Origin of the sequence: Paraglaciecola sp. L3A3 (assembly GCF_009796765.1) — a bacterium.
GTDB lineage: Bacteria > Pseudomonadota > Gammaproteobacteria > Enterobacterales > Alteromonadaceae > Paraglaciecola.
This window is the reverse complement of record NZ_CP047023.1, coordinates 1,636,157-1,659,654: the sequence shown is the minus strand read 5'-3', so window position 1 is coordinate 1,659,654 and position 23,498 is coordinate 1,636,157. Positions and strand designations below refer to the sequence as shown.

The following is a 23,498-nucleotide window of genomic DNA, read 5'->3' as shown; positions in this document are numbered from 1 at the left end:
ATAAATAAGTAGTATTAAGAAGGCAAGCTAAACGCTTGCCTTTCTTTTTTGTTCCAATAAAAATAACTCAGAGCTAGGCTCTGCTTTAACTAGAAAACCGCTCACTGGGAGATAACTGTTGCAAAATACCGTTAAAGAACAAGATATCAAAATGAAAGATATAAAATATGCACTGCAATCTGGTAATACAGATAAAGCTATCTCCCTTTGCCAGCAAGCCTTAGAAAGTTTAATAAACGACGAACAACAAATAGAAATACTGTATATGCTGGCAGTCGCACAACGCGTAAAAGGGGCAATATCAGAAGCGAGTAAAACTGTTGATAAATTAATACCTTTAGCACCAGAAAATGCGCGAGCCCACCAAGAACGAGCATATTTATATTTGCAAGTAGAAGATAAAATTAACGCAACCAAAGCTTTTGTTAAAGCAAGTAAGTTAAACCCTGCGTTGTTGTCTAGCTGGCAACAGCTGATTCATTTATTTACGGAAGTAGGACAAACAGCAGGGCAAAATAATGCCATTAAACAAGTCCAATACTTATCGAGTTTGCCTAACGAAATTCGTGGTGCGCGAGACTTAATGTATGAAGGAAAATTAGCACTAGCAGATACGGTTTGCCGACGCTTTTTGCAAAGTCATAAACATCACGCAGAAGCCATGCTGCTGCTGGCAGAAATAGGTATCCAGCTCAAGCTCTACCATGAAGCCGAGTTTTTATTAGAAAGTTGTGTTGAAATTCATCCAACATTTACCACCGCCAGAGCTGAATTTGTAAATTTACTATCTAAGTTAGGAAAGTTTAGTCAGGCCAAACAACAGGCTGAAATTCTATTAGGTAAACATGCTGACAGCCATCCATTCTTAGCAGCTAAAGCCAGTGCCATGGTGGGGATTGGTGAAATAGAAGACGCTATTAAAATTTATCAATATATCCTCAATGCTCGAAACGATTTGCCTGGTATTCAATTACTACTCGGCCATGCATATAAAGCTAACGGCGATATCAAACAAGCAATAGCAGCTTATCAACAAGCCTACAAAATTCGGCCTAGCTTTGGCGATGCATATTGGAGTTTAGCCAACACTAAAACCTATCAATTTTCAGAGCAAGAACTTGAACTAATGCAAGATCAATTAAGTAAGATTGAGCTCGACCATGATGACAAAGTTCACATACAATTTGCGTTGGCAAAAACCTATGAAGATAACAAACAATTTGAAAAAGCGTTTAGTTTTTATCAATATGGGAATAGCGCTAAAAACCAGCGCATTCATTACTCTCAAGGTAAACTTAGCGAACAAATTTCTGCGCAAAAGTCAGTATTCAACCTGAATTTTTTTAGTACGCATGAAAATTTAGGGAATCCCGATCCGGCACCTATTTTTATTGTTGGTTTACCCAGAGCCGGCTCAACACTTTTAGAACAAATACTTGCCTCTCACTCTATGGTAGACGGCACTATGGAATTACATAATATCTTAGGCCTAGCTGCTAGGTTAAGCAGTAACAAAAGCGGTTACCCTAAGGTAGTTAATGATATAGACCATGACTACTTTGCTCGTTTCGGCAAACAATTTATTGAAGAAACGCAAACCTATCGCCAAGGCGCGCCATTTTTCATAGACAAAATGCCAAACAACTTTATGCATATAGGTTTGATTAAAGCTATTTTACCTAACGCCAAAATTATAGATGCCAGACGAGAACCTATTGCCTGTTGTTTTAGTGGCTACAAACAACTCTTCGCTGAGGGACAGGAGTTTTCTTATAACTTAGACAACCTAGCCCACTACTACCAGTCTTATCAAAGTCTAATGGACCACTGGGACAGCGTATTGCCAGGTTTTGTATTACGAGTCCAACATGAAGATGTGATTGAAGACCTAGAAACACAAGTCAGGCGTTTATTGGATTTTTGTCAGCTACCTTTTGAAACAAGCTGCTTGCAGTTTTATAAAACTAAACGCGCCATCAAAACACCTAGTTCAGAACAAGTTCGTCAACCCATTAATGCTAATGCCAGAGAACAATGGAAAAACTTTGAGTCATTTCTAACCCCGTTAACTAAGGTGTTTGATCCTAGCTAAGATGCAAAGTTTTGTAGAGTAATTTAATACCGAGTTTCAGACATAAAAAAAGACGCCTAAGCGTCTTTTTTCGGAAAACATCGATTAACGACGTAAACCTAAACGTTTGATCAAGTCTTGATAACGCTCAACATTTTTACCTTTAAGGTAATCAAGTAACTTACGACGTTGGCTAACCATGCGAAGAAGTCCACGACGTGAGTGGTGATCTTTCTTATGATCTGCAAAGTGACCTTGTAACTTATTGATGTTGCTTGTCAACAATGCAACTTGAACTTCAGGAGAACCAGTGTCTCCTTCTTTAACGCCATATTCAGCTAAAATTGCTGCTGTTTCTTGTGTACTTAGTGACATATATGTCTCCAATAAAATAAGAGGTTAAACACAAACTTGCCGATCACTAATTCAGCAAGTCAAAAAGAGCGCGTATTATAGCGACGAGCTAAACAATAGCAAGCACTAGTCGCTATATATTATCCAACTAAGGCAAGTAATATACCGGCAGCAACAGCTGAACCTAACACTCCAGCTACATTAGGTCCCATAGCATGCATTAACAAAAAGTTATGGTGATTAGATTCTAATCCCACTTTATTCACTACCCTAGCAGCCATTGGAACCGCAGACACACCAGCTGCACCTATAAGTGGGTTAATTGGTTGCTTACTAAACTTACTCATTAACTTAGCCATTAAGATACCTGCTGCGGTTCCTATTGAAAACGCAATGGCGCCTAATGCTAAAATTCCTAACGTTTCGACTGTAAGGAACTTTTCTGCCGATAATTTTGAACCTACAGCTAATCCTAAAAATATAGTCACTACGTTAATTAATTCGTTTTGAGCACTATTACTTAATCTATCAACTACACCGGATTCTTTCATCAAGTTACCTAAACAAAACATACCGACTAATGGCGTGGCTGATGGCAAAAATAAAATAGTCAGTAATAGCACGGCTAACGGAAAGATAATTTTTTCACGTTTTGATACTACTCTTAACTGAGGCATCTCGATTTTTCTGTCTTCTTCACTGGTCAATAAACGCATGATTGGCGGTTGAATAAGCGGCACTAATGCCATATAAGAGTATGCCGCAACAGCAATCGCTCCCAATAAATCAGGCGCTAACTTTGAGGCTAAGAAAATAGCCGTAGGACCATCAGCCCCACCAATAATGGCAATAGCAGCGGCATCTTTTAAAGTAAATTCAAAACCAGGCACTAGGTTTAGAGCAATAGCCCCAAATAAAGTAGCAAATATCCCCGCTTGTGCAGCTGCACCTAATAGCAACATTCTAGGGTTAGCGATAAGCGCACTAAAATCAGTCATTGCCCCCACGCCCATAAAGATAAGCAAAGGGAAAACCCCAGTATCTATACCGATATGATAGATATAATAAAGTAATCCACCCGCTTCACTGAAACCAGCTAAGGGTATGTTCGTTAAGATCGCACCAAAACCAATAGGTAACAAAAGCAGGGGTTCAAATTTCTTAACTATGGCTAAGAACAGTAACAAAGCCCCTACTGACATCATTATCACTTGCCCTAGCTCAAAATGGGCCAGAGCAGTGCTTTGCCACAAAATTTCTAACTTTTCCATTACCTAATAACCTTAACCTATTGTTAGTAGAGATTGCCCAGTTTGCACTGAGTCCCCTTCTTTAGTTTGAATACTAGATATCACACCAGATGCAGGCGCCCTAACTTCTGTTTCCATTTTCATGGCTTCCATAATGATAATCACATCACCAGAATTAACAGTATCACCTTCTTTCACTAACACTTTAAATATATTACCCGCTAAAGGAGAGCTTAATACCTGTCCACCAGTACTCGCTTTCGCAACAGGTGCTTTCGAAGTTGCGGCAGGTTGCACACTAGTAAGTGCACCACTTTCAGCAACTTCGACATCGAACACTTGGCCATCCACTCTTACTGAATAAGCTGCAGCAGTTGATGTTTTAGCGTGCTCTGAAGTATTTTGACTGGCAACTACAGCCTGTTCTGTCGGAGCAGGTTCAAATTCTTCGGGATTATTTCTATTTTTAAGAAACTTAAGCCCAATTTGTGGAAACAGAGCATAAGTTAAGACATCATCAACCACGTTTTCTGAAATTTCGAAAGAATCTTCTTTGGCAAGTTCGGTTAATTCAGTCGTTAATGATTCTAATTCATCATCAATCAAGTCAGCAGGACGACATGTAATCGCTTCAGCACCATCCAGAACACGTTTTTGCAGTTCTGCATTAACAGGCGCTGCCGTTGCACCGTATTCACCTTTAAGCACACCTGCAGTTTCTTTACTGATGCTCTTATAACGTTCACCTGTTATGACGTTAATTACAGACTGAGTACCTACAATTTGTGAGGTTGGAGTAACTAACGGAATAAAACCAAGATCTTCACGTACTCTAGGAATTTCTTTTAGCACTTCATCCATCTTATCACCAGCCCCTTGTTCTTTGAGCTGGCTTTCCATATTAGTCAACATACCACCCGGTACTTGAGCAATTAAGATTCGGGCATCGACACCCTTAAGGCTACCTTCAAATTGTGCATACTTTTTACGTACGTCACGGAAATAAGTGGCAATTTCAGCTAATTTTGGTAACTCAAGTCCCGTATCTCTCTCTGTACCTTCAACAATAGAGACTATCGTTTCTGTGGCACTGTGACCGTAGGTCATACTCATCGAAGAAATAGAGGTATCTAAAATATCAATACCGGCATCAATGGCTTTTTGGTAAGTCGCAGTGCTCAATCCAGTCGTCGCATGACAATGCATAGCAATAGGTACTTCAATTGTTTCTTTTAAACGAGAAACCATCTCCTCACAAACGTAAGGTTTAAGTAACCCTGCCATATCTTTAATACAGATAGAATGTACACCCATATCTTGCAATCGATTGGCCATATCTAGCCATGTCTGCAAATTATGCACAGGAGAAACCGTATAAGACATAGTACCTTGCGCATGTGCACCTTGTTTAATCGCGGCTTTCACGGCTGTTTGCAAGTTACGCAAATCATTCATGGCGTCAAAAATTCTAAAAACGTCGACACCATTTGTGTGAGCACGCTCAACAAATTTTTCAACTACGTCATCTGCGTAATGTCTATAACCTAAAAGGTTTTGACCACGTAACAACATTTGTTGTTTAGTTTTTGGCATAGCCTTTTTAAGCTGCCTGATTCTATCCCAAGGATCTTCACCTAGATATCGGATACAAGCGTCAAATGTTGCGCCGCCCCATGTTTCAAGTGACCAATAACCTACTTCATCTAATTTGCTGGCAATAGGCAACATGTCTTCAAGACGCATTCTAGTGGCTAAAATAGACTGGTGAGCGTCACGCAATACAACGTCTGTAATCGCTAAAGGTTTACGCATAGGGATACTTCCTTAAATATTTAAAACTAGTGAGTACGTCTGTATTGACGAATAGCTGTAGTGATCGCTGCTACAACTTTTGGAGATACATTCTGACTGTTGGTTGAACTAGCCTGACTGAAAGATTGAGAATTGGCTGCATTGTTTGTCGATTCTTCTGGGAATAATCGATTAAGCCATGCGATTAGATTGACGGCACCAATCAACATAGCCAAAAATAAAAAAACAACACCCATACCTACTAATAATAAATTAGCAGCTTCTACTAGAGCATGTGCGACATCTGCTGGCATAAAGCGAAACCTCAATAATAAATATTTTGTGACAAGATAAGTACCATGCAGCCCCATAAAACACAACAAATCAGCAAGAGGAAAAGAGCATAAAAAATAATAAAAAACTCAATTATTTCGCTATTTACCCATTTGAACCAGTTAACTTTGCTTGTTTGCAATGAGGGATACTAGATGCCATCAAATAAATTAGATTACTCAAAAAAATATAATTGAATGATCCAATTACAAAAAAGCCCCACAATATTGTGAGGCTTTTAATATGGTGCGCGTGGAAGGATTCGAACCTCCGACCACCTGGTTCGTAGCCAGGTACTCTATCCAGCTGAGCTACACGCGCAGAGAACAAAATTTTAGATAAATATACATATTCATCTAAACAAAAAGTGGTGCGCGTGGAAGGATTCGAACCTCCGACCACCTGGTTCGTAGCCAGGTACTCTATCCAGCTGAGCTACACGCGCACAATACAATTTTCATAAATATAAATTTATGGCGGAAAGGGAGGGATTCGAACCCTCGGTACGAATAAACGTACGGTTCCTTAGCAGGGAACTGGTTTCAGCCACTCACCCACCTTTCCGTTCAACTACCACACATTTAGAATAACTTTATAGAAATAATAAATCATTCTATAAATCACATAACAAGCTTACAAAACCTCAGCAACTTCATCAATGAAGTGTCTTTAGCAAGTTGACCTGCTCTCCTAAATGTGGAGCCGAAGTTTACCGATACTCAGCACTAAGTCAAACATTATTTACGAACTATTTGTTTGTTTGCTGAGATTTTATACAACTTCGAGTTAACTGCTTAATTTTTGTGATATTTGGTCAATTAAACACCGACTATTTCATCAAAAATTTTATTTAAAAACTTCCGTACTCAAATGACTAATCAAAAAAAAATTATAAAAAAAGCTGACAGTAGTCAGCTTTTTTCTTCAAGTTCACAACCTACTATTCTACTTCTTCACCAGAATTTTGATCTGAAGTAGCTGTTTGGGCATTTTTCTCAGCTTGAATACGCATATAAATTTCTTCACGATGAACAGATACTTCCTTGGGTGCATTAACACCAATTCTTACCTGATTACCTTTTACCCCTAATACTGTCACAGTGACGTCATCACCGACCATTAGAGTTTCTCCAACACGACGAGTTAAAATTAGCATTCTATTGCTCCTTTATCCGTTAATTAACATACATATCCATGTTTAAAGTTAGTACAAATATCCAACATAGTCAGAAATATGTCCTTACGGTTTTATCCCTACTTCTGCTGTCACTACAAAAGTAACCGAAAAATTCTTTTTTTTACAATTTATCTTGTAACCATTCTTTAACTGAAGCCAATGCAGGAACTAACTTAGATGGTTCTGTACCGCCGGCTTGAGCCATATCAGGTCGTCCCCCACCCTTACCTCCAACTTGTTGCGCTACAAAGTTCACCAGTTCTCCGGCTTTGACTTTCGACACTAAATCTTTTGTAACACCAGCAATTAAACTGACTTTATTTTCTTCACTGACACCAAGTACGATAATGGCGCTAGATAATTGATTTTTAAAGTCATCAACCATAGCTCTAAGCGACTTAGCTTCAACACCCTGTAATTGAGTAGACAGTACTTTGATACCATTAATTTCAATTACTTGAGATAAAACATCGGCGCCAGCGTTAGCGGCTAATTGTTGCTTAAGTTTGTCTAATTCTTTTTCAGTATGCTTATTACGTTCTATCATTTGCTGTATACGAGTAGTTAACCCATCTGGATCAGTTTTTAATAATCCAGCAAGTCGAGCAACTTGTTGTTCCTGTGCCTGCACTAGTTCTAATGCTTTTTCACCAGAAACAGCTTCAACTCTTCGTATACCTGCGGCAATACCACTTTCGGAAACTATTTTAAAGAACCCTATATCTCCAGTACTTTTGACGTGTGTACCGCCACATAGTTCCATAGAAAAATCACCCATCGAAACTACACGTACATCTTCTTCGTATTTTTCACCGAATAAAGCCATTGCTCCAGCAGACTTAGCTTCATCCAAATTCATCAATTTAGTTTGTAATTGGGTATTTTTACGAATTTGCCCATTAACTAGTTTTTCAACACTTTGTAACTCTTCACTAGTCAGGGCTTCAAAATGAGAAAAATCAAACCTAAGTCTTTCTTCCGTTACCAAAGAGCCTTTTTGATTAACATGCTCACCTAATACTTGTTTTAAGGCGGCATGCATCAAGTGAGTGGCACTATGGTTAATTTTAATCGCTTCTCGGCGCTCAATATCAAGTTCAACTTTCACTACATCAGCTAATTTAAATTCCCCATTAGCCACGCCTTTATGTGCAATTGCATTACCAAGTTTTACGGTATCTTTGACTCTAAATTGACCATTCGTTGTGGTCAAAACACCGGTATCGCCTACCTGTCCGCCAGATTCAGCATAAAAGGCACTTTGCTGCAAAATAACGATACCTTCATTACCATCAACAAGCTTATCGACAGCTTGTCCTGCATGAAATAATTCAATAATTTTTGAGCTGTTAGCCACTTGATCATAACCGACAAATTCGGATGAACAATTAGACTTTAGTTGGTCATTATAATCTGTATCGAATTGACTAGCTTGCTGAGCTCTTTTGCGTTGTTCCGCCATCGATGCTTGGAAGCCCGCTTCATCTATAGTTAAGTTTTTTTCTCTAGCCACATCATTAGTTAAATCGGCAGGAAAACCATAAGTATCGTAGAGTTTAAATACTAACTCGCCAGGGATAACGTCAGAGTCTAATTCAGAAATAGCCTCATTTAAGATATTCATTCCTCGTTCTAATGTTCGAGAAAATTGTTCTTCTTCAGTCTTTAGTACTTTTTCTATCAGCTCACGATTTTCTTTTAATTCTGGATAGGCTTCCCCCATCTGGCTCTCTAGAGCTGCAACTAAACGATAGAAAAACACATCACTGGCACCTAATTTATTACCATGCCTTACCGCACGACGAATAATACGTCTCAAAACATAGCCGCGGCCTTCATTTGAAGGCAGCACACCATCGGCAATCAAAAAGCTACAAGAACGAATGTGATCAGCAATCACTCGTAATGATTTATCTTCTCGATCTGTTGCTCCTACCACTTCAGCCGTGGCAGCAATTAAATTTTGAAAGATATCAATTTCATAGTTGCTATGCACATTTTGTAAGATGGCAGAAATACGCTCTAAGCCCATCCCCGTATCAATTGAAGGTTTTGGCAAGGGCTGCATAGTACCGTCGCTCTGACGATTAAACTGCATGAAAACCAAATTCCATATCTCAATAAATCGATCGCCGTCTTCTTCTGGGGTACCTGGAGGACCTCCCCAAATATGCTCACCATGATCATAAAAAATTTCTGAACAAGGCCCACATGGACCTGTATCCCCCATTGACCAGAAGTTATCAGAGGTACTAATGCGAATAATTTTATCTTCAGCAATACCAATTTTATTTGCCCAAATATCAAAGGCTTCATCATCTTCATGGTAAATAGTGACTAATAACTTTTCTTTAGGCAGTTTCAATTCTTTGGTTAAAAAATCCCAGGCAAATTGAATCGCGTCAGTTTTGAAGTAATCGCCGAAACTGAAATTTCCCAGCATTTCAAAGAATGTATGATGTCTGGCGGTATAGCCTACATTTTCAAGATCATTATGTTTACCACCCGCTCTAACACAGCGTTGTGATGAAACGGCTCGATTATAACTACGAATCTCAGTTCCTAAAAACACATCTTTAAATTGATTCATACCTGCATTGGTAAATAACAGTGTTGGGTCGTTACCCGGAACCAAAGACGAACTAGACACTTTTTGGTGACCTTTTGATGCAAAAAAATCAAAAAATGCACACCGGATCTCGGCGGTTGTTATACTCATTTACAATCCTGAAATATCAATAATTATTGGGTAAATATAATGGCGCAATCCATTACCACACCTGCTTGTGGGCGCAACAATATCATGATTACACTACTATTGTTAAGGCTAAAGAATTTTAATTTTCAGCCTATTCAAACGCATAGCTAATTTACTCTTACGATATTGGATAATTCGATAGTCTTTCTATTTATCTTGCCAATCTTTAGGTAAACCTGCTGGAAATCGCTTTTTGTAAACCTTTAATGCTAACTTAAAACAATCAATTTATAGCTAGATCAGCACAAGACGAATAATTGCAGAGCAAATATTATGTTTTTAAATTTAAAAAATATTCTGGATTCACCCATACATTTATCAGCTAGCCCTCATCACTTGGCAAATTGGCAAATGTGGGCAGCATATTTATCTATTCATTCCAAAGGTAGCTATAATCGAAAGTAACTCACTTTAACAATGTTATCGTCTTGCTAACATTCGATTCAAAGTAAGTTTAATGATTTTAGTATTATTTTCTGTCATATTAGGTTAATAAACTTAGCTAAAATATGAAAAAATATAATTGGATGTAAAAATAAGTGTTTAATATCAAATTTTTTACCTCGATTGAGCAGATAGGTCAGCAAGTATGGGATGCTTTAGCCACAGAAGTGTCGCCGTTTTGCCAATACCATTTTTTACATGCTTTAGAAACGTCTGGCTCTGTTGGGCAAAATTCTGGTTGGCAGCCAAGACATTTAGTTATTTATGAAAACTCTATTGCTGTAGGTGTTTTACCTCTATACCAAAAAACACACAGCTACGGTGAATATGTGTTTGATTTTGCTTGGGCGAATACTTATAAACAATATGGCGTTAGTTATTATCCTAAACTTGTTTCGGCTATCCCTTTTACTCCAGTGACTGGCAGTCGTTTAATGCTTGCTAAAGGAATAGAACTAGATGAAATTTTGCCTTCAATATGTAAAAAAATCGAACAAGAATTAATCCAGCAAAATTTATCGTCCATGCACTGGCTGTTCTTAGAAAAAAGTTTAAGCGACAAATTAACCCACTATAAACAATTAAGTCGTCATTCTGTGCAATTCCAATGGTTCAATCGCAACTACCAAAACTTTGATGATTACTTGTCACACTTCAATTCACGCAAAAGAAAAAACATCAAAAAAGAACGTAACAATATTATCTCCAAAGATATTACCCATATCAGGTTATATGGCGACGCTCTTACAAAAGAACACATGCAGTTTTTTTATCAATGTTACCAACAAACCTACCTAAAACGTAGCGGTCATACAGGGTATCTGACTGAAGCTTTTTTCCAACAAATACATACCGATATGCTTAAAAATCTAATGTTGGTAATCGCCAGTAAAAATGAACAACCAATAGCTAGTGCATTATTTCTGTTTGATAAAAATCAATTATGTGGGCGGTATTGGGGTACGTTGGAAGATATTGATAATTTACACTTTGAAGCTTGTTATTATCAAGGAATTGAATTCTGCATTGAAAATAATATTTCTCAGTTCAACCCCGGCACACAGGGTGAGCATAAAATTTTAAGGGGCTTTGAACCTATATATTGTTACTCAAACCACTCTTTAAAAGAAATGGCTTTTCATGATGGCGTTAGCAGATTTATTGATGAAGAAAAAAAACTGTTAGCAAAATATAAGGCTGACGCTGAGAAATTGTTACCTTTTAAAAAGATCTAACATTATGGCTTTTGCCAAACCAATATAAAATTATTGGCTGGCATAGCTATGGTATCAAGCAAATTTAATGGCCTTGCCCATATTTCCAAATCTGCTATATCCTGTATACCACCGTATCCTTCCTCAGTTAAATACTGATCAAATTTTTGATTGGACTCACTCGTATATTGACCTTCAAACTTAAACGGCCCGTACTGACAGAAAAGACCGTCAGCAGGTAAGTTTTCAGCAATAAGTTGCATCATCAACTTGGCGTTTTGAGGTTGCATGATATGTGTGGCATTAGCACTAAATACCGCATCTATTGCTAAATCAGGCCAATGATCTTTACCAATAGTGAAGTTAATGGGTGGTTGCAAGTTATCTGCTGGTAACTCCGTTAGCCATGAATTAATTCCGCTATGGTTATTAGGTAAATCACTGGTATGCCATGTTAGATGATTTAACCTAGGTGCAAAATATACTGCATGTTGACCTGTACCACTGCCAATTTCTAGGACTTTTTTACTAACCGAAAAAATACGCGCCAATTCAGTAAGAATTGGCTGTTTATTGTTTTCACAAGCTTGGCTATAAGGTTTATTCAAAATGATAATCTTAATTTATTGTAAGTTAGGGCCAAGCCATTTCTCAGCTTCTAATTTATCCCAGCCTTTACGCTGAGCATAATCTAACAACTGATCTTCTTGGATCTTTGCTACTGCAAAATAGCGACATTCGGGATGTGAGAAATAAAACCCAGAAACAGCAGCACCTGGCCACATGGCGTAACTTTCAGTCAATTGCATGCTAGTATGTTTTTCAACATCAAGTAAATCCCAGATTAACTGTTTTTCTGTATGTTCAGGACATGCAGCATAACCAGGAGCAGGACGAATACCTTGATATTTTTCACGAATTAACTCTTCATTAGATAAGTTTTCTTGGGGTGCATAACCCCAAATTTCTTTACGTACTTTTTCGTGTAAATACTCTGCAAAAGCTTCGGCTAATCTATCAGCTAGTGCCTTAACCATAATGCCATTATAATCATCACCGTTATCAATAAATTCTTGAGCTAATTCATCTTCACCTATTCCTGCAGTCACTGCAAAAGCGCCAATATAATCAGTCACACCAGAATCTTTAGGGGCAATAAAGTCACTCAAACAGTTGTTTGCGCCTTTGGGCTTTTCTGTTTGTTGTCTTAAATGATGAGCAATATGAGTAACTTTCTTTGAGTCGGTTTCTGCAAATATTTCTATATCATCAGCCACACGATTGGCCGGAAAGATGCCCATCACACCTTTGGCTTGTAATTTTCCACTTGCACACATAGATTTTAATAATGCTTGAGCATCGTCAAATAAACTCTGCGCTTCTTTACCAACCACTTCGTCTTGTAAAATACGGGGATACCTGCCAGCCAAAGACCAAGTTAAGAAAAATGGAGTCCAATCAATATAATCGAACAATTCTTCTAGTTCGACACTCACAGGTGTCACCCCTAACCTATTTGGCACAGGTGGTTGATAACGAGTCCAATCAAACTCAAAGCAATTCGCTCTGGCTTTCTCTAAGGTAACAGGTTTTGTCCGCGGTTTTTTATTAGCATGTTGTAAACGTACTTTTTCGTATTCTGCTTCAAGTTCTTTGCCATAAATCGCTCTATTCTCAGCTGAAATTAACTTCTGACAGACCCCTACAGCGCGACTAGCATTAGGCACATAAACCACTGGGTGTTGATAATTTTGTTCTATTTTAACTGCCGTGTGCGCTTTTGAGGTAGTCGCTCCACCTATTAGCAAAGGTAAATCAAAATTTAATCGTTGCATTTCTTTCGCAACATAAACCATTTCATCAAGTGACGGCGTGATTAATCCAGACAAACCAATCATGTCGACATTTTGTTCTTTAGCCACTTGTAAAATTTTGGCGCAAGGCACCATTACACCTAAATCAATAATTTCAAAGTTGTTACATTGCAGCACAACACCCACAATGTTTTTGCCGATATCGTGAACATCACCTTTAACTGTCGCCAGCAAAATTTTACCATTACTACTACTTTGATCTTTTTCTAATTCAATAAATGGATTGAGATAGGCAACTGCTTTTTTCATCACTCGAGCAGATTTGACCACTTGCGGTAAAAACATTTTACCTTCACCAAATAAGTCCCCTACTACATTCATACCGTCCATTAACGGCCCTTCGATGACATGCAGCGGTTTATCAGCCTCTAATCGTGCTGCTTCTGTATCTTCTTCGATAAAGTCCATAATGCCCCGAACTAAAGCATGTTCAAGGCGTTTATTAACCGGAAGATCTCGCCACTCTAAGTTATCTTTTACCACAGCTTTTCCGCCACCTTGATACTTAGGGGCAAGCTCTAGCAAATTATCAGTTGCTTGGTCATGACGATTAAGAATGACATCTTCCACAGCTTCTTTTAATTCTGCAGGTATCTGATCATAGACTTCCAATTGACCAGCATTAACAATCCCCATGTCCATTCCAGCTTTAATCGCATGAAATAAAAATACTGAGTGCATCGCTTCCCTAACGGGGTTATTACCACGAAAAGAGAAAGACACATTAGATAAGCCGCCAGAAATATGCGCATGGGGTAAGTTTTGCCTGATACGCCTAGTAGCATTGATAAAATCTACTGCATAGTTGTTATGCTCTTCAATCCCTGTAGCGACAGCAAAAATATTAGGGTCAAAAATAATATCTTGTGGCGGAAAGCCAATCTTTTCGGTAAGTAATTTGTAACTACGTTCACATATCTCAAATTTGCGAGCTTCGGTATCAGCTTGACCCACTTCATCAAATGCCATGACCACAGTGGCTGCACCATAACGTTTTAATAATTTGGCTTGATGTAAGAAGTTTTCTTCGCCTTCTTTCAAGCTAATTGAGTTTACGATAGCTTTACCTTGCACACACTTTAAACCTGCTTCAATCACAGACCATTTCGACGAATCAATCATGATGGGTACACGAGAGATATCTGGCTCAGATGCAATTAAATTTAAAAAACGAGTCATTGCAGCTTCAGAATCCAACATGGCCTCATCCATGTTGATATCGATGATTTGTGCACCGTTTTCAACTTGTTGACGTGCGACATCTAAAGCTTTTTCGTAATCATCCTCGAGGATCAATCGTTTAAACATAGCTGAACCAGTAACATTGGTTCGTTCGCCGACATTGATAAAGTTAGCTGATGCCTGTGTGGTTTGTTCTAAAATAGTTTCTTCTTGTTTCACAATATCACCTACAGGACAAAAGGTTCTAAACCAGACAAACGCATTCTAACGTCACGCTGAGGAATTTTTCTTGGAGCATAAGGTTTGACTGCTTCAGCTATTGCGGCAATATGTTCTGGTGTACTACCACAGCATCCCCCAACAATATTCAGTAAACCAGATGCAGCCCACTCTTTAATATGAGAAGCCATTTCATCTGCTTCCATATCGTATTCACCAAATTCATTAGGTAATCCCGCATTAGGATGGGCTGACACTAAACATTCAGACACTTGCGATATTTCATCTACATATTGACGTAATAAATCTGGGCCTAAGGCGCAATTTAAACCGAATGAGAAGGGTTCAACATGATTCATTGAATAATAAAAAGCTTCGGCAGTTTGACCGGAAAGTGTTCTCCCTGAAGCATCGGTGATAGTGCCTGAAATCATTATCGGTAAACTAATGTCTAATTCTTCAAAAACGCTTTGGATAGCAAAGGCCGATGCTTTGGCATTTAAGGTGTCGAAGATGGTCTCAATCATAATCAAGTCTACCCCACCTTCAATTAGCCCGTGAGTGGCTTCAACATAAGCTTCAACCAATTCATCAAAAGTGACATTTCGAAACCCTGGATCATTAACATCTGGAGAAATAGAAGCGGTTCTGCTTGTTGGTCCTAACACTCCAGCAACAAATCTAGGTTTATCAGGAGTCAGTTCAGTGTATTTATCTGCAGCTTTTCTGGCTAATTTAGCCGCTTCAATATTTATCTCTTTGGCTAAGTCTTGCATATGATAATCTGCCATCGAAATGGTAGTAGCATTAAATGTATTAGTTTCGATAATATCGCTACCCGCTGCAAAATAGGCACAATGGATATCAAAAATAATCTTAGGCTGAGTTAATACTAATAGATCATTATTACCTTTAACATCAGAAGGCCAATCAGCAAAACGTTCACCACGATAATCCTGCTCTTCTAATTTGTGAGCTTGGATCATGGTTCCCATCGCACCATCAAGCAGTAAAATTCGATTTTGTGCGGCAGCAATTAATTGCTGCTCTCTCGTTACTTGACTCAATGTTTTTCCTCTTTTTAATATATTAGTTTCTTCTGACATGATTGATTTGTTAATCAGACAGTTGGGTCAAGTCGTATGGTGTAGTTTGATAAACATAATAGTTTAGCCAATTACTAAATAATAAACTGCCGTGGGCTCGCCATCTAACCATAGGATCTTTATTCGGATCATTGTCAGTAAAATAATTAACAGGGATCTTAGGCTGTCCACCTGCTGACAAGTCTCGTAAATACTCTTGTTTTAAACTATCTGGATCATACTCAGGATGACCAGTAACAAACACTAACCTTTTGTCTTTTGACGCGACAATATACGCGCCACCTTCTTTAGATATAGCCAAAGTATTCAACTCATCAATTGAGTTGTAGTCAGCTAAACTTATTTCTCCATAACGAGATTGTGGTGCATAAAAGGCAGGATCAAATCCTCGCATTAATTCATCATGTTCATTTTGTACAAAATGTTGATAAATACCACTTAACTTATTATCTCTTAATGCCCGATACTTGCCAAAATAATGAAACATAGCTGCATGGGCCGCCCAGCAAGAGAACAAAGTAGATTGTACGTTTTTGCGGGCCCAATCCATAATGGTTTGCATCTTGTCCCAGTACTTTACATCTTGATATGCAAGGTGAGCCAAAGGTGCACCGGTAACAATTAAGCCGTCATATTGCTTATGGGCAATATCGTCAAACTGCACATAAAAATTATCCATGTGAGCTTTGGGAGTATTTTTCGGCGCTTGGTTATCAATTCGAATAAGGTCAATATTGACTTGCAATGGCGAACTAGATAACAAGCGTAAAAACTGTAATTCTGTTTCCATTTTGTTCGGCATTAAATTCAGTATCCCAACTTCCATTGGTCTAATATCTTGAGTGGCTGCCCTGCAAGTATCCATCACAAAAATATTTTCTTTGTGCAATTCATTTTGTGCAGGCAAATCACTGGGGATTCGAATAGGCATAATGACTCCGATGCTGAATTTTATGGTTATAAATTTCGCTCAATACGCCGCAAAAGTCAACATCTTTACGTCTAGACGTCTAAATGAAAAAATATAAATACATGTTAATAGATATACAAAAACAGAAAAAGATGGGAATTAATAAAAGGAGTCAGTGAAAATTAGTTTTGATTGTGATGCAAATTAAATAAGAGTTCAGCTTCAGCTAAGGGTATTTCACATTCCTGTACCACTTCTTCAATGCTAGCACCTTGGCTAATTAGTTTAACGCCTTTATTGTAAAAGCGGCTTTGGGGATCTTGTTCAACAAATGTTTGTTGGGTCTGTTGTAACTCTTTTACTTGCAGTTCTAATTCTTTTAAACGATTAACTAAACCATAGTTACCTGTTCGTACTTCATGCAGCTCATTAATAAAACTATTTATTTGTTGTTTACAAGAAATGAGTTGACTAGCTTGACTTTCAATATTGCTAGCTTGAGAACGATTAGCAAGAACAACTTTTACTAAAAAAATAGCTAGCAACAAAGATATGCCTAAAGCAACCAAACTTATTATCATTGCTAGGTCCATATATGTCTCGTTTCTATTAACTTAGTAGGTATATAACAGCTACCAGAGTGTCGTCTGATAGCCAGTTTTACATTAAATATTAGTGATTTCACTCCACTCATCATCACTGAGTAATTTATTTAAATCAACTAGAATAAGTAACTGACCATCTCTATTACTCACACCTTGAATAAACTTGGCACTTTCCTCTGTTCCAACATTAGGTGCACTATCTATTTCTGATGAACGTAGATATACCACTTCTGCAACACTGTCGACTAAAATACCAACCACTTGATCATCTGATTCAATAATAACGACTCGAGTGTTATCAGTAATATCTGCAGAGGGTAAACCAAAACGAGAACGTGTATCAATGACAGTGACAACGTTTCCCCTTAGGTTGATGATACCTAGCACATAATCAGGAGCGCCGGGCACAGGGGCTATTTCAGAATATCTGAGCACCTCTTGTACTTGCATCACATTGATACCATAAGTTTCTTCACCTAACTTATAGGTAACCCATTGTAAAACCTCGTCACCATTTTCTGCTACTGTATTGCTTGAATTTCGTTCGCCACTCATTCCTATTGCTCCGGCCTATAAAAACTAATCACTACTGCTTAAACCTTGGTTTAGCATACTTATCATTTGTTGTACGTTTAACAAAGCACACATTTTCTTTTTAATCATTCCAGATAACCAAGGGCGACTGCCCATTACATTTCGCCACTTAACATCATCCGGTAATAAAGTTTCTGTCGTTATTAGATTTTCACAACCTAATCCCCAGCCACTTTCACCTAAAACTATAAGATATTGATATTTTGTCGATTCAGCCACTTTTTCGGCTGATTTTTCTGACATTATCCATTTTGCTGTATCTACTACATTATATTTTTCTTCGCGGTGTAACAACACCCCTTTAAACCAATTCGGTTTTCCAAATAAGGGGTTAATATTGGTAATTTGGTGGATACCACCTAATTCCGTGAGTGGTACTGCTAAGGTCATACCAGCCACTTCAAATAACAGCACCTGAAATTTCGTTTCAGGCACAACAGGAAAAATAACCTCAGCTCTGGTTTTTACTGTTGTTAACTCTTCTTCGACCTCAGGGATAATAACTTTAGTTATTATCGGCTCAACCTTAATACGCTTTTTAATCAAGGGATCATAGGGTTCACTTCTAGCAGACGGGGCAGTCTTAAGCAATTGTTCAACAGTTTGCCTATGGAGTTCATCGGCTATTGGCTCTTCTGTCAGCAAAGCTGACATATAATCGTCCATCACATCTTCATTGGCGAAAGGATTACTTGCCATAATTACATTCCAAACTTTGTAAATAATCTAATAATTTAGAATAGGCAATCACCCCTCTCGATTTAGGACAAAAAACTGAGGGTGGACTTTGAGCTTGGCTTGCATCACGAAATTTGGTATCGATAGGAATAACCCCTTCCCAGACATTTTCCTTATAGGTTTGACCTAATAGTCGGTAGGAATCTATTCCTGCTTTAACCCGTCTATCATACATAGTAGGTACTATGCTAAAAGCGAAGGTTTTAGCTAATGACTTTTGCATTATCTCCATAGAATGCATGATTCTGTCTAAACCTTTCAAAGCTAAGAACTCAGTTTGAACAGGAATAATCACCCTTTCACATGCAGCCAAAGCATTAATCATTAACACTCCTAAAACAGGGGGGCAATCCACAATCACAAAATCAAATTCGTCTGATACTTTATCTAGTGCCCGACGTAAAATTAAGCCCATCCCCGTTTGTGTACCTAACTTCCGGTCAAGAGTCGCTAATGCCATGGTCGCGGGTAAAATAAATAAAGAGTCCAATTTAGTTGAACACAGACTATCCATCACTTTATCTTTGTTTAAATTTTTGGCGTCAATAAATACGTCATATAAGCTTGAAGACAATTGCTCTGAATCAATTCCAAAATAATAACTCATTGATGCTTGGGGATCGGTATCAACAAGTAATACACGCTTACCTGCTTGTGCCAACAAACCGCCTAAGGTTACAGTTGTGGTAGTTTTACCCACTCCACCTTTGTGATTGGCAACAGTCCAAACTACCAAAATTCTCTCCAAATATTAATATGCTTAGCCCTAGTTCAAAAAATGATGTACAGAAAACGTAAATTTTGATTGATTATTTAATTATTTCTTTTTTGATATTGTCAGCCATTTCAGCAATATCATAATTTTTTTGCGCAATATTAGAAACTGTAACGGCTTGGGGCATACCATAAACAACGCAACTATCTTTGTCTTGAGCCCATATAGTGCTGCCTTTAGCTTTAAGTGCACGACAACCTTCCTTACCATCAGCCCCCATCCCAGTCAAAATAACGGCTAAAACATTACCGTTACAAACATTAGATAAAGACATAAATGTTAAATCCACACTAGGCTTGTAGGTTTCAGATGCATATCGTTCTGGTCCTAAAATATTAATTTTAGCTGCGCCTTCTGAACCAGAAATAATCATTTGTTTACCTCCGGGCGCTAAATAACAATGACCATTTTTTAAAATATCACCATGCCTTGCTTCCGTGATAGTGACTTTACACAAGTCATTTAACCGCTTCGCAAAAGCTTCCGTAAAAGTACTGGGCATATGTTGCACAATCAAAATCGGGGTTGGAAAATTTGCTGGTAACTCAGTCAAAATTTTCTGTAATGCAACCGGCCCGCCTGTAGAAGCGCCAATTGCTAAACAGCTATATTTTTTATTGCTACTGATAAATGATTTAGATAACGAAGATAAACTTGTATTTCTACTCGAAACTTCAGTAGATAATCTAGCTTTAACCGCTAAAGAACCTCCTGCGAGTGCAGAAGACCTCCTTTGACTAAAACCAACTTTTCTATGCCTACATAAATCTTTGACTCTATTTTGTAACAACAATATAGCTTCTTTACGATTTAACGCAATATCTTCAAATTTTTTAGGAAGAAAATCTAGGGCACCGGCATCAAGAGCATTTAAAGTAGCTTGAGCACCCTCACTGGTAAGTGAAGAAAACATCAGGATAGGGACTGGCGTTCGTGACATGATCTCCTTTACGGCTGTGATCCCATCCATTACCGGCATTTCAATATCCATGGTAACCACATCAGGTTTTAATAAAGCAACACTCTTGATTGCTTCAACCCCATCTTTTGCTTCACCTACAACTTCAAATTCAGCATTTTCTTCTAGTATCTGCTTGATTCTTCGGCGAAAAAAAGTTGAATCATCAACTATTAATATCCTGTATGCCATTTTCAGCTATTCTGCCTTTATTTAAAGCCATTATTAAATTCTATTGGCCTAATACTTAAGATCTTTTAGCCGCGTACCTTTTTAAAAGGGCAGGCACATCTAATATTAGAGCAATGCCACCATCGCTTGTAATCGTTGCACCTGCCATTCCAGGCGTACCTTGCAACAATTCATCTAAAGGTTTAATTACTACTTCTTCTTGACCAATTAAAGCATCCACCACAAAACCTAGTTGTTGAGTACCAATTTGCACTACCACAACATGTCCTTTGGCCTTATCAATTTCAGCTGGATTCTGATTGCGCACCAACCATTCTCTTAAATAAAAGAGTGGTATAGCTTTTGAACGCACTATCATAGTTAACTGACCATCAACCGTATTGGTTTTAGTCACATCCATATTAATAATTTCATTCACTGAGCCAAGAGGTAAAGCAAAAGTTTGCTGACCCACTACTATCATTAATGTCGGTAAAATAGCTAATGTTAATGGTACTTTAATTTCTAAAGTTGTACCTATTCCCATTTTTGAATCTATATTGATGGAGCCGTTTAATTGATTGATCTTGGTTTTAACCACATCCATACCAACACCACGACCAGACACTTCAGATATTTCTGTTTTAGTAGAGAAACCAGGTGCGAAAATCAAATTAAAAGCTTCTACATCAGTCATTCTTGTCGCGGTATCGGCATCAAGTACACCTCTAGATATGGCTATTTCTTTTAACTTTTCAGGATCCATACCTTTACCGTCATCAATGATACTTAACAGAATATGATCACCTTCCTGAGACGCAGATAACTTAACCGTGCCCATCGCAGGCTTACCAGCTTCTTTGCGCTCTTCAGGCATTTCGATGCCATGATCCACTGAGTTTCTCACCAAATGCACTAAAGGATCAGCCAAAGCTTCTACTAAATTTTTATCTAAATCTGTTTCTTCACCTTCAAGCTCAAGAGTGATTTCTTTCTTTAAGGTACGAGCTAAGTCACGGACAACACGGGGAAAACGGCCAAAAACTTTTTTGATTGGCTGCATACGTGTTTTCATCACAGCACCTTGGAGGTCACCAGTGACAACATCTAAATTAGCGATGGCTTTAGTCATACTATCGTCATTCACAGTAAGACCTAAACTTAATAAGCGATTTCTAACTAAAACTAACTCACCTACCATATTCATAATTTGGTCTAAGCGTTTAGTATCGACCCGCACAGTCGTTTCAGCTTGTGGAGGCGCTGCAACTTTTCTTTCTTCTTTTTTAATTGGCGCAGCTGTAGAGCTTGCTTTTGCTGCTGGGACAGCTGTCTTTTTAGGCTCTGTAACAGAAGGTTTTGCTGTTTGTTGTGGTACTACAACTTTATCTACTGGTTTTTCAATTTGCTCTGCAGGGCCTTTACCCTTGCCATGCAATTCATCTAAAAGCGCTTCAAATTCGTCATCAGTAATATCATCATTTGAACTTGCTGCAACAACCGGCTCCTTTTTAGAAGACTCAGGTGCAACAGAAATCGGTTCATCACCTTTAAATTGTCCTTTTCCATGTAACTGATCTAATAATGCTTCAAATTCGTCATCACTGATATCATCGTTAGAATCTGCATCACTTGGCGCTATCACATTTTCTTTTGATGCTGGAGCTGAGCCACCATGTAACTCATCCAATAATGCTTCAAATTCATCTTCACTAAAATCGTCTGCGGAGTTTACTGGCACATCATTTGATGTAGTGGTTGGTACAATAACAGGTTTATCTAGTGATTCAGGCGCACTCAGGCGAGTAAGTGTTTCTATTAAGGACTGGTCTGCTGCGACAAGGGCCTCGCCAGCTTTAACGTTATCGAACATTTGTACGACTAGATCAGTAGCTTGTAAAATAACATCCATTAACTCTGGTGTTAAAGTACGCTGGCCATTACGCATCACGTCAAAAACATTCTCAGCACCATGACAAATTTCAACTAATTCGGTTAGAGATAAAAAGCCTGCCCCCCCTTTTACTGTGTGATAGCCCCGAAATATAGCATTAAGCAGATCGGCGTCTTCTGGGTTATTCTCTAAATCAACGAGCTGTTCTTGTAATTGTTCTAAGATCTCTCCCGCTTCAACCAGAAAGTCCTGAAGTATTTCCTCGTCAACATCAAAAGCCATATTTCATTTACCCCTAAAATCCAAGACTTGAAAGCAAATCATCAACATCATCTTGATCTGACGCCACATCGTCTCTGCTGTCTGCATCCATAATTGGACCTTCAGCCACTATCATATCGGCTTGATCATCAGATATATTAAGCTTTTTATGAGTTATATCGGTATCCTTGGCTTCCACTCCACCAAACATAGTTAACATATAAACTAGGTTATCTTCCACTTCCTTAACAAGCTCAATCACTCTTCTGATAACTTGCCCTGTAATATCTTGATAACCTTGTGCAAGTAATACTTCAGTTAACAAACTACTCAGTTTAGCCGTTTCCTCTGCACTATCTTTAAAGAAGCTATCAACTTGTTTAGCTAAATGGTTGAAGTCCCCAAGTTGCAGATTACGAGCCATTAACTTATCCCACTCAGGTGCGATATTGCGTATGCCTTCATTTAGCCTTTCGGCGATAGGCATGCAAGTATCAACCAGATCCATAGTTTTGTTAGCTGCATCTTCAGTGGTTTGAATAACATACGTTAAACGCGTTTGAGCATCAGGTATATCTTCATTCGTCATATCAATGATACGAGGATCCAATTGAAAATTATTCAATGAATCATGTAATTGACGAGTTAATTTTCCAACTTCTGAGAATAGTTCAACTGAATTATTTGTATGAATTTTTTCGAGCAAATCATGAGCAGCTTGATGCTCTTCCGCCTCAACTAAAGACACTAGTTTTTTGGCATCTTCCAAAGAAATTGGCGGTTTGTTTAAGGTTGTCATACAGTCTTTCCTTTTAGTTC

19 protein-coding genes and 3 tRNA genes are annotated in these 23,498 nt (G+C 38.3%); 2 read left to right on the top strand and 20 right to left on the bottom strand.

Translation table 11 applies throughout. The features are described from left to right. Positions 1–151: 151 nt before the first annotated feature. Positions 152–2,092, top strand: coding sequence for a tetratricopeptide repeat-containing sulfotransferase family protein (locus GQR87_RS06965; RefSeq protein ID WP_158972906.1), 1,941 nt, complete (start codon positions 152–154; stop codon positions 2,090–2,092). Positions 2,093–2,176: 84 nt separating this feature from the next. Here GQR87_RS06965 and rpsO read toward each other — a convergent pair whose 3' ends face one another. The 9 genes from rpsO to alaS all read right to left on the bottom strand — a co-directional run bounded on the left by rpsO (position 2,177) and on the right by alaS (position 9,695). Beyond that, complete coding sequence (rpsO, locus tag GQR87_RS06960; protein ID WP_158967844.1) at positions 2,177–2,446, bottom strand: 30S ribosomal protein S15; 270 nt, start codon at positions 2,444–2,446, stop codon at positions 2,177–2,179. Between the two features lie 119 nt (positions 2,447–2,565). Continuing rightward, positions 2,566–3,696, bottom strand: coding sequence for a sodium ion-translocating decarboxylase subunit beta (locus GQR87_RS06955; RefSeq protein ID WP_158967842.1), 1,131 nt, complete (start codon positions 3,694–3,696; stop codon positions 2,566–2,568). 12 nt (positions 3,697–3,708) lie between these two features. Next, entirely contained in the window at positions 3,709–5,487 is a 1,779-nt protein-coding gene (gene oadA / locus GQR87_RS06950; protein WP_158967840.1) for a sodium-extruding oxaloacetate decarboxylase subunit alpha, read from the bottom strand. Positions 5,488–5,513: 26 nt separating this feature from the next. Then, entirely contained in the window at positions 5,514–5,780 is a 267-nt protein-coding gene (locus GQR87_RS06945) for an OadG family protein (protein WP_158967838.1), read from the bottom strand. A 263-nt stretch (positions 5,781–6,043) separates the two neighbouring features. After that, positions 6,044–6,120 (bottom strand) — tRNA-Arg (locus tag GQR87_RS06940). 47 nt (positions 6,121–6,167) lie between these two features. Further along, positions 6,168–6,244 (bottom strand) — tRNA-Arg (locus GQR87_RS06935). Positions 6,245–6,273: 29 nt separating this feature from the next. After that, a tRNA-Ser gene (locus GQR87_RS06930) sits at positions 6,274–6,363 on the bottom strand. A 376-nt stretch (positions 6,364–6,739) separates the two neighbouring features. Beyond that, positions 6,740–6,955: a carbon storage regulator CsrA gene (gene csrA / locus GQR87_RS06925; protein WP_158967836.1), complete on the bottom strand. Its 216-nt coding sequence runs from the start codon at positions 6,953–6,955 to the stop codon at positions 6,740–6,742. A 142-nt stretch (positions 6,956–7,097) separates the two neighbouring features. After that, positions 7,098–9,695, bottom strand: a complete 2,598-nt coding sequence (gene alaS, locus GQR87_RS06920) for an alanine--tRNA ligase (RefSeq protein WP_158967834.1) — start codon at positions 9,693–9,695, stop codon at positions 7,098–7,100. Positions 9,696–10,273: 578 nt separating this feature from the next. Between alaS and GQR87_RS06915 the strand changes: the two genes are divergently transcribed. Continuing rightward, a complete protein-coding gene (locus GQR87_RS06915; RefSeq protein WP_158967832.1) occupies positions 10,274–11,413 on the top strand; it encodes a GNAT family N-acetyltransferase in 1,140 nt (379 codons plus the stop codon). Between the two features lie 2 nt (positions 11,414–11,415). Here the strand turns inward: GQR87_RS06915 and GQR87_RS06910 are convergent, their stop codons facing one another. The 11 genes from GQR87_RS06910 to GQR87_RS06860 all read right to left on the bottom strand — a co-directional run bounded on the left by GQR87_RS06910 (position 11,416) and on the right by GQR87_RS06860 (position 23,478). Then, on the bottom strand, positions 11,416–12,003 hold the full coding sequence (locus tag GQR87_RS06910) for a DUF938 domain-containing protein (RefSeq protein ID WP_158972905.1): 588 nt from the start codon (positions 12,001–12,003) through the stop codon (positions 11,416–11,418). Positions 12,004–12,015: 12 nt separating this feature from the next. Then, positions 12,016–14,667 (bottom strand): methionine synthase, encoded by a 2,652-nt coding sequence (gene metH, locus GQR87_RS06905; RefSeq protein ID WP_233267413.1) that lies wholly within the window; start codon positions 14,665–14,667, stop codon positions 12,016–12,018. Between the two features lie 8 nt (positions 14,668–14,675). Beyond that, entirely contained in the window at positions 14,676–15,734 is a 1,059-nt protein-coding gene (locus tag GQR87_RS06900) for a homocysteine S-methyltransferase family protein (protein WP_233267412.1), read from the bottom strand. Between the two features lie 49 nt (positions 15,735–15,783). Beyond that, positions 15,784–16,704, bottom strand: a complete 921-nt coding sequence (gene metA / locus GQR87_RS06895) for a homoserine O-succinyltransferase (RefSeq protein WP_158967828.1) — start codon at positions 16,702–16,704, stop codon at positions 15,784–15,786. A gap of 161 nt (positions 16,705–16,865) precedes the next feature. Next, positions 16,866–17,264, bottom strand: coding sequence for a DUF2802 domain-containing protein (locus GQR87_RS06890; RefSeq protein WP_233267411.1), 399 nt, complete (start codon positions 17,262–17,264; stop codon positions 16,866–16,868). An 84-nt stretch (positions 17,265–17,348) separates the two neighbouring features. Beyond that, the gene (locus tag GQR87_RS06885; protein ID WP_158967824.1) at positions 17,349–17,843 is read right to left on the bottom strand and encodes a chemotaxis protein CheW; all 495 of its coding nucleotides are present in this window, start codon (positions 17,841–17,843) and stop codon (positions 17,349–17,351) included. A 24-nt stretch (positions 17,844–17,867) separates the two neighbouring features. Beyond that, a complete protein-coding gene (locus tag GQR87_RS06880; protein ID WP_158967822.1) occupies positions 17,868–18,581 on the bottom strand; it encodes a chemotaxis protein CheW in 714 nt (237 codons plus the stop codon). Further along, positions 18,571–19,356 carry a ParA family protein gene (locus GQR87_RS06875; RefSeq protein WP_158967819.1) on the bottom strand — a complete coding sequence of 262 codons (786 nt, stop codon included), beginning with the start codon at positions 19,354–19,356 and terminating at the stop codon, positions 18,571–18,573. The genes GQR87_RS06880 and GQR87_RS06875 overlap by 11 nt, the downstream gene beginning before the upstream one ends. A gap of 73 nt (positions 19,357–19,429) precedes the next feature. Continuing rightward, positions 19,430–20,545 (bottom strand): chemotaxis response regulator protein-glutamate methylesterase, encoded by a 1,116-nt coding sequence (locus GQR87_RS06870; protein WP_158967817.1) that lies wholly within the window; start codon positions 20,543–20,545, stop codon positions 19,430–19,432. Positions 20,546–20,600: 55 nt separating this feature from the next. Next, positions 20,601–22,700 (bottom strand): chemotaxis protein CheA, encoded by a 2,100-nt coding sequence (locus tag GQR87_RS06865; RefSeq protein WP_158967815.1) that lies wholly within the window; start codon positions 22,698–22,700, stop codon positions 20,601–20,603. Positions 22,701–22,713: 13 nt separating this feature from the next. Further along, positions 22,714–23,478, bottom strand: a complete 765-nt coding sequence (locus GQR87_RS06860; protein WP_158967813.1) for a protein phosphatase CheZ — start codon at positions 23,476–23,478, stop codon at positions 22,714–22,716. Between the last annotated feature and the right edge of the window lie 20 nt (positions 23,479–23,498).

Coding starts and splice junctions, on each gene's coding strand:
- GQR87_RS06965 (WP_158972906.1), top strand. CDS start 152: ATGAAAGATATAAAATATGCACTGCAATCTGGTAATACAGATAAAGCT.
- rpsO (WP_158967844.1), bottom strand. CDS start 2,446: ATGTCACTAAGTACACAAGAAACAGCAGCAATTTTAGCTGAATATGGC.
- GQR87_RS06955 (WP_158967842.1), bottom strand. CDS start 3,696: ATGGAAAAGTTAGAAATTTTGTGGCAAAGCACTGCTCTGGCCCATTTT.
- oadA (WP_158967840.1), bottom strand. CDS start 5,487: ATGCGTAAACCTTTAGCGATTACAGACGTTGTATTGCGTGACGCTCAC.
- GQR87_RS06945 (WP_158967838.1), bottom strand. CDS start 5,780: ATGCCAGCAGATGTCGCACATGCTCTAGTAGAAGCTGCTAATTTATTA.
- csrA (WP_158967836.1), bottom strand. CDS start 6,955: ATGCTAATTTTAACTCGTCGTGTTGGAGAAACTCTAATGGTCGGTGAT.
- alaS (WP_158967834.1), bottom strand. CDS start 9,695: ATGAGTATAACAACCGCCGAGATCCGGTGTGCATTTTTTGATTTTTTT.
- metA (WP_158967828.1), bottom strand. CDS start 16,704: ATGCCTATTCGAATCCCCAGTGATTTGCCTGCACAAAATGAATTGCAC.
- GQR87_RS06890 (WP_233267411.1), bottom strand. CDS start 17,264: ATGATAATAAGTTTGGTTGCTTTAGGCATATCTTTGTTGCTAGCTATT.
- GQR87_RS06885 (WP_158967824.1), bottom strand. CDS start 17,843: ATGAGTGGCGAACGAAATTCAAGCAATACAGTAGCAGAAAATGGTGAC.
- GQR87_RS06880 (WP_158967822.1), bottom strand. CDS start 18,581: ATGGCAAGTAATCCTTTCGCCAATGAAGATGTGATGGACGATTATATG.
- GQR87_RS06870 (WP_158967817.1), bottom strand. CDS start 20,545: ATGGCATACAGGATATTAATAGTTGATGATTCAACTTTTTTTCGCCGA.
- GQR87_RS06865 (WP_158967815.1), bottom strand. CDS start 22,700: ATGGCTTTTGATGTTGACGAGGAAATACTTCAGGACTTTCTGGTTGAA.
- GQR87_RS06860 (WP_158967813.1), bottom strand. CDS start 23,478: ATGACAACCTTAAACAAACCGCCAATTTCTTTGGAAGATGCCAAAAAA.